The following is a 9,648-nucleotide window of genomic DNA, read 5'->3' as shown; positions in this document are numbered from 1 at the left end:
ACCTGGCACAACCGACCAACCCAGTCCGGCCGGCGCCTGCCGAGCCGGCCGAGCAACGTCCGGACGCTGAGAGGGCCGCTGACGTCCGTGCCGAGATTCAACGGCATACCGGAGACGAACGCCGTAAGGTCATCGTGACGCACGTCGTTGAAACGTTGCGTGAAGTCCTCAGCTTGCGGGCGCGTCGGGTGAGCCCTAGTGCCGCCTTTTCGGAGCTCGGCCTGAACTCCCTGCGCGCCGTGGAATTCCGCGGACGAATCCAGCAGCTATTCGAGGTCTCCATCCCGGTCGCCTCGATTTGGGAGCACCCGACAATCGCAGAACTCAGTGCGTATCTCGACGAACTGTTGTAGCCTCGGACCCTGTAGGAGGTCGTTGTGAGGACAGTCATCCTTGGAACCGGATCATATCTTCCGGAAAAAATTGTCACGAGCGAGGAAATGGAAGATCGTCTCGGTCTCGACCGCGGCTATATCTTCGAGAAGACCCGCATCCGCGAACGCCGTGTGGCAGCACCGAGCGAGGTCACCTCCGATCTGGCTGCCCACGCCGCACGACAGGCGCTCGACGCGGCAGGAATAGAACCCGGAGCCGTCGATGCGCTCCTGGTCGCCACCTCCACACCCGACCAGCCCATGCCCGCCACCGCATGCCGCGTTCAGGCAGCCATCGGCGCCACTCGAGCGTGCGCCTTCGACCTCCAAGCGGTCTGCAGCGGCTTCATCTACGCGCTGAAGGTCGCCCACTCCATGCTTGTCGCGGACCCGGCGTATTCCACCGCTTTGGTTATTGGCGCCGACATCTATTCGCACATTCTTGATTACACCGACCCCCGCACCTCGATTCTTTTCGGAGACGGTGCTGGCGCGGTCGTCCTCGGCAAGGTACCTGGCGGACAGGGCCTGCTGGCGAGCACCCTGTCCTCGGACGGACGCCACGCGGACTTGATCCAGGTCCCCGTCGGAGGCTTTTTCACGATGAACGGCCGGGAGGTCCGTCGCCTGGCAACCGAGAAGATGGCAGGAGTCGTGACGGATCTGTGCACGGCTGTGGGCGTAACGCTGCCCGATGTCGATCTCATCGTGCCCCATCAGGCGAACGGCGTGATGCTGGCCGACCTGGCCGAGACGCTGAGGCTCGCTCCAGACATGATGCATCTCACCGTCGGCAAGTACGGCAACACCGGTGCAGCTTCCGTGCCGATCACGCTGGATGACGCCGTGCGGGCCGGCCGGCTCCAGCAGGACTCCCTGCTCCTGCTGGTGGCTTTTGGCGGCGGCGCGACGTGGGGTGGGGTCGCCTTGCGCTGGATGACGACGAGATCGACCCCGATCTGATCAACACGGGCCAGTCACGTTCCTGCCCGAGTCCGGGACGGTCGTCGCAGCCGTTCGTCAACTATTTCGTTGACGAACGGCCTTGATCGAGCTAAGCTCATCTCAACCTATTGACTTAGAAATGCCTGTCATTGGATCAACTGTCCGGGTCTTCGGCTCGCCGAGCCGACCGGCCGGGTGCCATCCCCACATTCCGACCAGTCATGAGCAGAAGGGCCCAGCCGTGAGCCGCTGTGTCGTCATCGTCAACCGTGGTGAGGCCGCGATGCGCGTCATCCGCGCCGTTCAGGAGCGGGCCGCCGAGACCAATACACGGATCAAGACTGTCGCCCTGTACACCGACGTTGACCGCACCGCGACGTTCGTGCGCGCGGCCGACAGAGCCTACTATCTCGGCCCGGCCGCCGCGCGTCCCTATCTCGACCTGAGGATCCTGGAACGCGCGCTGGTGGAGACCGGGGCCGACGCCGCGTGGGTCGGCTGGGGCTTCGTCGCGGAGGACCCGGCGTGCGCAGAGCTTTGTGAGAGGCTCGGGGTCGTCTTCATCGGGCCCAGCCCCGAGGCCATGCGCAAGCTCGGCGACAAGATCGGCGCGAAGCGGATCGCTGAGGAGGTCGGCGTGCCGGTCGCGCCGTGGAGCCGCGGTGCGGTTGAGAGCCTGGACGCCGCCAGGGCGGCGGCCGCCGAGATCGGCTATCCGCTGATGCTCAAGGCGGCCGCGGGTGGCGGCGGCCGGGGCATCCGCGTGATCAGGGACGAGTCCGAGCTCGTCAACGCCTATGAGCCCACCAGGCAGGAGGCCGTGCGGGCGTTCGGCAGCGGCGTAATGTTCCTGGAGCGCCTGATCACCGGGGCCCGGCACGTCGAGGTCCAGCTGATCGCCGACGGCCACACCGCGTGGGCGCTCGGCGTCCGCGACTGCACGGTGCAGCGGCGCAACCAGAAGGTGATCGAGGAGTCGGCCTCGCCGGTGCTCAGCCCGGAGCAGGCGGACGAGCTCAAGGCCGCTGCCGAGCGGCTGGCCGTCAAGGTCCGCTACCGGGGCGCGGCGACCGTGGAGTTCCTCTACCGCCCGGGCGACAGGCAGTTCGCGTTCCTCGAGGTCAACACCCGCCTGCAGGTCGAGCACCCGGTCACCGAGGCCACCACCGGGTTCGACCTGGTCAAGGCCCAGCTGCACGTGGCCTCGGGCGGTCGCCTGCAAGGCGCGCGGCCGGTCGAGCGCGGACACGCCGTCGAGGCCCGGCTCAACGCCGAGGACCCCGACCGCGACTTCGCGCCGTCCCCGGGTCGCATCGAGCGGCTGAAGCTGCCGGCCGGGCCCGGCATACGCGTGGACACCGGCGTCAGCGAGGGCGACACCATTCCGGCCGACTTCGACTCGATGATCGTGAAGATCATCGCCTACGGCCGCGACCGCGACGAGGCGCTGGGCCGGCTGCGCCGGGCGATTCAGGAGATCGAGGCGATCATCAAGGGTGGCGCCACGAACAAGAGCTTTCTGCTGGACCTGCTCGACCAGCCCGAGGTGATCGACGCCAGTGTGGACACCGGCTGGATCGACCGCGTCCGCGCTGAGGACGGGCTTGTCTCGCACCGGCACTCCGCCGTGGCCCTGGCGGCCGCGGCCATCGACGCGTACGAGGAGGAGGAGCGCGTCGAGCGGCAACGGCTGCTGTCGACGGCGTTCGGCGGACGTCCGCAGGTGCAGCACGACAGCGGCCGGCCGCTGGACCTCAAGTTGCGTGGCGTCGGCTACCGGGTGCGCGTGGCGCGGCTGGGCCCGCACCGGTTCCGCGTCGGCGTCGAGGCCGGCGCGGACGTCCGCACCGCCGACGTCGAGCTCGACCGCTTCGACCGGCACACCGGGCAGATCGTCGTCAACGGCGCCCGGTACCGGCTGCTCACCGACACCCACGGGCCGGTCCACCTGATCGAGGTGGACGGCGTCACGCACCGGGTCAGCCGCGACGAGGGCGGCGTCGTCCGCTCGCCCGCGCCTGCGCTGGTCATCGCCATGCCGGTGGAGGTCGGCGCCGAGGTCGAGGCGGGCGCGCCGCTGCTGGTGCTGGAGAGCATGAAAATGGAGACGGTGCTGCGGGCGCCGTTCAAGGCGCGGGTGAAGGAATGTGTCGTCTCCCTGCACAGACAGGTCGAGGCGGGCGTGCCGCTGCTGTGGCTGGAGCGGATCGCCGACGCCGAGGTCGAGGACACCCCGGCCGCCGCGGCGGCCGGGGTGGATCTGCCGGCCGCGCCCGAGGAGGTCCCGGCGCGCGAGCGCACCGCGCGCGGCCTGGAGGATCTGCGCGCTTTGCTGCTGGGCTTCGATCTGCACGACGAGCGCCGGGTGCTCGACGACTACCTCGCGTGTCGGGCGGCCACCGAGGAGGGCCACCGGCCGCTGGCCAAGGAGCTCGAACTCATCGAAGTGTTCGCCGACCTGGCCGAGCTGGGCCGGAACCGGCCGGCCTGCACGGACGTCGGCGGTGAGGGCCACCTGCACAGCGCTCACGAGTACTTCCAGACTTACCTGCGGAGCCTCGACGTCGAGCGGGCCGGGCTACCGGAGGCGTTTCAGGCCAAGCTGGCCAAGGCGCTCGGGCACTATGGCGTCACCGACCTGGGACGCTCCCCCGAGCTCGTGGCCGCGGTGTTCCGGATCTTCCTGGCCCTGCAGCGCGCCGTCGCCGCCGCCACGGTCGTCGAGGCGCTGCTGCAATCGTGGCTGCGGGAGCCGCCGCCGGACAAGTCCGTGCACCAGCCGGCGCGTCTGGCGCTGGAGCGGCTGGTGGCCGCCACGAAGGTCCGCTTCCCCGGGGTCGCCGACCTCGCGCGCGGCGTGGTGTTCGCCTGGTTCCGGCGGCAGCAGCAGCTGCGGCGCCGCGCCCGGGTCTACGCCCGTGTCCGCGAGCACCTGCGTCACCTGGACGCGTACCCGGACGCGCCGGATCGCGCCGCGCGCATCGCCGAGATGGTGCGCAGCACCGAGCCGCTGGTGGGGCTGCTGGGCCAGCGGCTGCTGCGCGACGACCGGGACAACACGGTCATGCTAGAAGTGCTGACCCGCCGGTACTACGGCAACAAGGACCTCACCGGCGTCCGCGCCGCCGAGTACGCCGGCCGCCGATTCGTGGTGGCCGAGCGCGCGGGCTCCTGGCTCGTCTCCTGTGCGGTGGGCTTCGACGCGCTGGGCGAGGCGCTGGGCGGGCTCGCGGAGCTGGCTGGCGGCGAGCACTCCTTCGACGCTGACATCTACCTGTCCTGGGAGAACCAGCCGGCGGACTCCGCCGCGATGGCGGTCGCGCTGCACGAGGTCGTCAGCGCGTACCCACTGCCGCCCCAGGTGCGTCGGCTCACCATCACCGTCGCGGGCAGCTGCCGCGCGGTGATGCACCACCACTTCACGTTCCGGCCGTCGGACGCCGGGATGGCCGAGGAGCGGCTGATCCGCGGCCTGCACCCGTACATCGCGCAGCGGATGCAGCTGGAGCGGCTGAGCAAATTCGACCTCACCCGGCTGCGGTCGTTGGACGAGGAGGTGTACCTCTACCAGTGCGTGGCGCGGGAGAACCCGTCGGACGACCGCCTCGTCGCATTCACCCAGGTACGCGACCTGATGGGGGAGTGCGATCACGACGGCCGGCTGGTCGCGCTGCCGACGGCCGAGGACGCCGTGGCCGCCTGCGTCGACTCGATCCGCCGCGCGCAGTCGCGGCGACCGTCGGGCAAGCGCTTCAGCACCAACCGGATCGTGGTCTACGTCTGGCCGCCGAGCGACATCACCCGTGCGGAGCTGGAGATGATCGCCGGTCGTGTGCTGCCGACGACCGCGGGCGCCAGACTGGAGGAGATCCTGTTCATCGCGCGGCAGCGCAACCCGAGGACCGGCGAGCTATCCAAGATCGCCGTGCGGGTCTCCTTCGACGCCACGGGCGGCACCGAGCTGACCGTTGGCGAGCCCTCGGCCGAGCCGGTCGAGCCGCTCGACGACTACCGGCTGAAGGTGCTGCGCGCGAGCAGCCGCGGGATGATATACCCGTATGAGCTGACCGACCAGCTCGGCGAGTTCGTCGAACATGACCTCGACGACAACCACGCGCTGGTACCGGTCGACCGGCCGAAGGGGCACAACACCGCGGCGATCGTCACGGGCGTGGTCACCACCCCGACCCGGCTGCACCCGCAGGGTGTGACCAGGATCGTGCTGCTCGGTGACCCGACGAAGTCGCTCGGCGCGCTGTCGGAGCCGGAGTGCCGACGCGTGATCGCCGCGCTGGACCTGGCCGAGCGGAGGCGGCTGCCGCTGGAGTGGTACGCGGTGTCCTCCGGCGCCCGGATCTCCATGAAGACGGGCACGGAGAACATGGACTGGGTGGCCGCGGTGCTCAAGCGGATCATCGAGTTCACCCAGACCGGAGGCGAGATCAACATCGTGCTCGCGGGCATCACCGTCGGCGCGCAGCCCTACTGGAACGCCGAGGCGACGATGCTCATGCACACCAAGGGCATCCTGGTGATGATTCAGGACTCGGCGATGGTGCTCACCGGCAAGCGGGCCCTGGATTTCTCCGGTGGCGTGTCGGCCGAGGACCACTTCGGCATCGGCGGCTACGACCGGGTGATGGGCCCGAACGGGCAGGCGCAGTACTGGGCGCCGAACCTGATCGCCGCCCGGGACGTGCTGATGGCGCACTACGACCACACGTACGTCGCCCCCGGCGAGGATGCTCCGCAGCGGGCGGAGACGAACGACCCCGTCGACCGCGACATCTCCGACTACCCGCACTCGGTGGCTGGCAGCGACTTCACCTCCGTTGGGGAGATCTTCTCCCCCAGGGCCAACCCGGACCGTAAGAAGCCGTTCGACATCCGCACTGTGATGCGGGCGCTGTCCGACCAGGACCACCGGGTGCTGGAACGCTTCAAGCACATGGCCGACGCGGAGACCGCGGTGGTGCAGGACGTGCACCTCGGCGGCATACCGGCGTGCCTGATCGGCATCGAGTCGCGGGCGGTGCCGCGGCGCGGTTTCCCGCCCACCGACGGCCCGGACACCTATACCGCGGGCACGCTGTTCCCGCAGTCCTCGAAGAAGGTCGCGCGGGCGATCAACGCGGCGAGCGGGAACCGGCCGCTGGTGGTGCTGGCGAACCTGTCGGGCTTCGACGGCTCGCCCGAGTCGATGCGCAACCTGCAGCTGGAGTACGGCGCCGAGATCGGCCGCGCGATCGTGAACTTCCGCGGGCCCATCGTGTTCTGCGTGATCTCGCGGTACCACGGCGGCGCGTTCGTGGTGTTCTCCAAGGCGCTGAACCCGAACATGACCGTGCTGGCGCTGGAGGGCTCGTTCGCCTCGGTGATCGGCGGCGCCCCCGCCGCCGCGGTGGTGTTCTCCGACGAAGTCGACGCCCGCACCGCCGACGACCCGCGCGTGCGCGACCTGGAGGCCCGGGTCACGGCCGCCGCCTACCCCGACCACGCCGCGCTGACCGCGGAGCTCGACGAGCTCCGCACCTCCGTCCGCGAGGAGAAGTTCGCCGAGGTAGCCGAGGAGTTCGACCGCGTGCACAGCATCCAGCGCGCGGTCGAGGTCGGCTCCGTCGATGCCGTCATCCCCGCCGCCGAACTGCGCCCGCGGGTCATCGAGGCCATAGAGTCCCGTCTGCGTCAGCTCGGCTAACGGCGTCGATGACCCGACGGCAACCTGGTCGGTCACGCAGCGGGGCGACGCCTCTCTGCCTGCCGTCATGATCCTACTCGTCCACTATCAGGAAGTGGGCGAGTAGGATGTTCCGCCTCCTGGCTATGGCCGTGCGGCCAGGTGGCCTCCAGCGCCAGCCACCGCCATATCTGGCGGACGGTCACGAAGCTGCAGGTCGTCCTGTCATCCCTTGGCTTCCAGCGGCAACCACGGCAGGTTCGGGCGGACCGCCCGTCCATCAAAATGATGATGGTTGCCGTCGTGCCGCCATCTCTCCGGATGAGCTGAGCCTCACGTTTGCTCTTGAGGCTGGCGCAATCTTCAACGTTCTGATTGACTAAAGATCTGCCTCTGGGGCCACGTGGGAGATTATCAAGTTATCTAATGATGTTTCCCCGAGCCTAGTGTTAGGATCATCAAGTAGATGGTTGATGATTCGGTCGTCGCGGAGAGAGGGCAACGATGGCGTCACAGATCTTCGAGGCTCTTGCGAACCCGATCCGGTGTGACCTGGTCGAGCGGCTGATCGACGGCGACGCCACGGTCGGCGAGTGGTGCAAGGCCGACGTGCAGGCGGTCTGCGAGCACCTGAAGGTGCTCGAGCAGGCCGGCCTGGTCAGCCGTAGCGGGGAGGCCCACCGCAGCCTGATGCACCTCAACGCGGAGGTGTTCGACCTGATGACCGTATTGATTGTCGCTGCCTTCGGTCCGGAGCGCTACGGCATCGACCCAAACACAGCGACGTTGGAGTGTGTAGTAGTGAAGGAGCCGGGCGGGCACACTGGATCGCCAGCGAAGGTCGGAGTTGTCGGGCTCGGCACCATGGGCGCCGGAATCGCCGAGGTGCTGGCGCGCGCCGGCATCGAGGTGGTCGGCGTCGAGCTCAACGACGCGACGCTGACCCGCGGGCTCGATCGTATCCGGCACTCCACCGACCGCGCGGTGAGCCGCGGCAAGCTGACCGAGGCCGGCCGGGACGCCCTGCTCGCCCGGATCCACGCCGGAACCGACCTCGCCGCCGTGGCGGACTGCCAGCTGGTCATCGAGGCGATCCCCGAGCGGATCGAGGACAAACGCGCGCTCTTCGCCGAGCTGGACACGCTGTGCCCGCCGGGGACCATCTTCGCGACGAACACCAGCTCCCTGTCGATCACCGAGCTGGCCGCCGGCACCTCACGCCCGTCCCGGGTTGTCGGCACGCACTGGTCCAACCCGGTGCCGATCATGGGCCTGGTCGAGATCATCCGTACGGTGGTCACCGACCCGTCCGTGCTGGAGGATGTCGAGACGCTCGTCGCCAAGGTCGGAAAGACCGCCGTCGTCGCCGGGGACCGGGTCGGGTTCATCGTGAACGCCCTGCTGTTCGGCTACCTCAACAACGCCATCCGGATGGTGGAGACGCACCACGCCACCCGTGAGGACATCGACGCCGCCATGCGCTTCGGCTGTAACCACCCCATGGGTCCGCTGGCGCTGCTCGACCTGATCGGTCTCGACAGCGCCTACGACATCCTCGACTCAATCCACCACACCTCCCGCGACCACCTGCACGCCCCGGCCCCGCTGCTCAAGCAGCTGGTCACCGCCGGCATGCTCGGCCGCAAGACCGGCCGCGGCTTCTACACCTACGCCGCCCCCGACTCGTCCGAGATCGTCGACATGGTCACCACCCCCGAACTCGGGCCTTCCATGGTCGGTGCCCGGCCGGTACGCACGATCGGTGTCGTCGGCACCGGCACCATGGCCAGCGGGATCATCGAAGTCTGCGCCCGCTCCGGCTACGAGGTGGTGTTCCGCGCCCGGGACGAGGAAAAGGTCGCCGCTGTCCGCAGGAGGCTTGAGCGGTCCCTGGACAAGGCGGTCGAACGGGGCAGGATCTCCTCGGATGACCGGGTCGCCGCCCTCGCCCGGGTGCGCTCCTCGACCGAACTGTCCGCGCTGGCCGACTGCGATCTCATCATCGAAGCGGTCGTCGAGGACATCCACGTCAAGCGGGCGCTGTTCGCCGAGCTCGACAGGGTCGCGCGTTCCGGGGCGGTCCTTGCCACGACCACGTCGTCCCTCCCGGTGATCGAGTGTGCCACCGCCACCTCCCGTCCGCAGGACGTGGTCGGCATGCACTGGTTCAACCCGGCGCCGCGGATGCGACTGGTGGAGATCGTGCCCACGGTGGTGACCGCGGACGACGTCACCGCGACCGTGTTCGAGGTGGCCAGGGCGGCGGGCAAGCACCCGGTCCGGTGCGCCGACCGCGCCGGCTTCATCGTCAACGCCCTGCTGTTCTCGTATCTCAACACCGCCGTGAAGATGCTGGAGGCCCATTACGCGGACGTCGAGGCCATAGATACGGCGATGAAGGTCGGTTGTGCGCACCTCATGGGGCCGTTCGCGCTCGCCGACGTCGTCGGCCTGGACGTGACGCTCGCCATCCTGCGAACCCTCTACCTGGAGTTCCGGGAACCCGGGTACGCTCCGGCGCCCCTGCTGGAACGCCTTGTCAAGGCCGGATGTCTCGGTCGCAAGACCGGGCGGGGTTTCCGGGTCTACTGAACATCTGCTCGATGTCGGCACCGTATAAGAGAGGTCAATCATGGACGAAATCAGGGAAGT

At 68.8% G+C, this 9,648-nt stretch carries 4 protein-coding genes; all 4 read left to right on the top strand.

Annotated elements, in window-relative coordinates:
- On the top strand, positions 1-353 hold a 353-nt coding region (locus tag CV1CTNOD_RS25880), incomplete at its 5' end, for an acyl carrier protein (RefSeq protein WP_207386562.1).
- A 24-nt stretch (positions 354-377) separates the two neighbouring features.
- A complete protein-coding gene (locus tag CV1CTNOD_RS20070; protein ID WP_131787555.1) occupies positions 378-1,337 on the top strand; it encodes a 3-oxoacyl-ACP synthase III family protein in 960 nt (319 codons plus the stop codon).
- Positions 1,338-1,560: 223 nt separating this feature from the next.
- Positions 1,561-7,017, top strand: coding sequence for a carboxyl transferase domain-containing protein (locus CV1CTNOD_RS20065; protein ID WP_131787554.1), 5,457 nt, complete (start codon positions 1,561-1,563; stop codon positions 7,015-7,017).
- A gap of 483 nt (positions 7,018-7,500) precedes the next feature.
- Positions 7,501-9,588 (top strand): 3-hydroxybutyryl-CoA dehydrogenase, encoded by a 2,088-nt coding sequence (locus CV1CTNOD_RS20060; RefSeq protein WP_131787553.1) that lies wholly within the window; start codon positions 7,501-7,503, stop codon positions 9,586-9,588.
- Positions 9,589-9,648 lie beyond the last annotated feature (60 nt).

It is taken from the genome of Protofrankia symbiont of Coriaria ruscifolia (assembly GCF_900634745.1).
Taxonomy (GTDB): Bacteria; Actinomycetota; Actinomycetes; order Frankiales; family Frankiaceae; genus Protofrankia; species Protofrankia californiensis.
The sequence above is the reverse complement of the archived record's forward strand: the minus strand, read 5'-3'. Positions and strand labels throughout refer to the sequence as shown.

Bases quoted from the DNA above. Each gene is read 5' to 3' on its own strand.
- CV1CTNOD_RS20060 (WP_131787553.1), top strand. From the start codon at position 7,501: ATGGCGTCACAGATCTTCGAGGCTCTTGCGAACCCGATCCGGTGTGAC.